The following is a 2,052-nucleotide window of genomic DNA, read 5'->3' on the forward strand; positions in this document are numbered from 1 at the left end:
CAATTTTTATCGTTTCTAAATACTTATATTTCAAATCCAATTTACCTAATTTTTCTTGAAACTCTTTGTCTTCTATACTTATTTTTATTTCTGCGTCTTTCTTTATTACTTCTGCAAATTCTGAAATTTTGTTATTTGTTATAATAATATTTCTCACTTCTAAATTTTTTGTGCTAATTGGCTCTGAGTCTGCTACTTTAAAATATGTCATCATTTCAAGAGTTTGTTTTTGAAGTTTGGCAGAGAATATTTTTTCTTCTGTATTTTTTATTTTTTCATCACAGTTTACCAAATTAGCATTTTCTTTTAGTATTTTATATAAAATTGCAAGCCTAATAAATCCCTTTATAGTTGAACCAGGTATGTATGCTCCATATTCTCCTTTTTCGTTAAGTACTGTTTTTATATGCTCAACAATTTCTCCAACTTCTGGATTTGGAGTTTGCGTATTAAGAATAACTGAATATTTAATTTCTTCAGATGTTGGTTTTCTGATTAAATCAAAAATGCTATTTCCTTTTTCAAGAGTTTCAATATAACGTTCTAATTTTGAAATTTCATCTTCAGATTCTGCTAAATTGGATATATATCTATCAAATGAGACTACATTTATCTCTGTGTCTTTTATAAAGTAATCAAAATTGTTAGATAGTTTTTTCCCATTTCCTATATGTATAGGTGTCAATGTTTTTAGCCTGTAGTTATACATACTTCACTCCTATTGGAAATTCTAATCCATATTGATATATTCCATTTTCAACTTCTTTTAATTGCCCTGATTTTTCTTTGTCTTTCTTTTTCAAAACTGACCCTTCTTTGATGTATAAAACTTTTTTCTTTAGTCTTTCTTTTTCAAAGGTGTTTTCTGTGTAGCTTTTGAATGTCTCTATATCGTAATAACTCTCTTCTGGATTTATTCTTTCCGTTGGTATGATTGGAGATAGGGTTATAAATTTATCTGCATTTAAGTCTATTAAGCCTTTTAAAGGTTCTGGGTCTAAATTGCTGATCTCTACCCTTCCCCATCCGATGCTTTTTTTGCCCCCAAATCCTATATCTTCTGTAAGTTTTATTAATCTTTGAAACTCATTTTCAAATTCTGTGTCTATGAAATATACTAAAAAGTATTCATCGTATATTTTAAAATCTGATTCTATTGAAAACAGGTTTTCTGATGTACTGGTTATTCTGTTTATCATGTTTCTTACTTGTGTATGTCGTTTTTGCTCTATTTTTAGATTATCATCTATACTTTGTATTATGCCTGAGCTTGATTTAAACTTTACAAAATCTTCTTCGTATCTTATGTTTCCCTCTATTACTTCTTTTAATACTTCTAAGGTTATAAATCTTGCTTTTTTGTAATCCTTTCTTTGGATTTTCACTTTAAAATCTGTGCTATCTCCCTTTATGGGTAAAATGGGCTTTGGAAATAAAAATTTATCTTTTACATATGGAAATGCTGATGATATCAAAAATTTTGGATTTTCTTTAAATCCATTTAAAAACTCTTTTAACTTTTCTTCTCCATGTATTAGTTTATAACTCCAACATATAGCACCAAAAATTGTAAAACTTCTTACCGGCGAAGTTGGCGAAAGATAGGTAATTTTGTATGCTTTAAGCATTTTTATGCTCCGTAAATATTAGCTATTTCATTTTCATCTAATTCTTTTTCTTCAAAAGGTTGTTTTCTATAGTCTGTCCATAAGATTTTTTCTTTGATAAATTTAACCTTTCCATATCCTCTTGAACCACTACCACCAAGATAATCATCTTCTAATAGCTGGATGCCTCTAATTATAGTATCGTATAATTCTTTTTTGTCCCCTTCGTGAACTCTTATTTTAATAAATCCTGTGAATTCTGAAAATGGTATAACTCTCTCTTGATGTCTTGGGTTTGCTTTTGCCGTGATTCTATCTATCGTGTTTTCTGTTTTTACTTCCACAAAATCGCCATCTAAAAATCTTTTCCACATCTTAATCGTCTCTTCTGTTGGATAGAAATCTTCTACTCTTAACCTTACAGGTTCTTCTGTTTTAGCGTTTT

General features: G+C 28.8%; 3 protein-coding genes. All 3 read right to left on the minus strand.

Annotated features, from left to right (window positions below; genetic code table 11):
* A partial coding sequence (gene csm5, locus SULYE_RS07850) for a type III-A CRISPR-associated RAMP protein Csm5 (protein ID WP_007548248.1) occupies positions 1-709 on the minus strand: 709 nt, incomplete at its 3' end.
* Positions 702-1,628, minus strand: a complete 927-nt coding sequence (gene csm4 / locus SULYE_RS07855) for a type III-A CRISPR-associated RAMP protein Csm4 (RefSeq protein ID WP_007548249.1) — start codon at positions 1,626-1,628, stop codon at positions 702-704. The genes csm5 and csm4, both read right to left, overlap by 8 nt.
* A 2-nt stretch (positions 1,629-1,630) precedes the next feature.
* The coding region (csm3, locus tag SULYE_RS07860; RefSeq protein WP_007548250.1) for a type III-A CRISPR-associated RAMP protein Csm3 at positions 1,631-2,052 on the minus strand (422 nt) is incomplete at its 5' end.

The organism is Sulfurihydrogenibium yellowstonense SS-5 (genome assembly GCF_000173615.1).
Lineage (GTDB): Bacteria > Aquificota > Aquificia > Aquificales > Hydrogenothermaceae > Sulfurihydrogenibium > Sulfurihydrogenibium yellowstonense.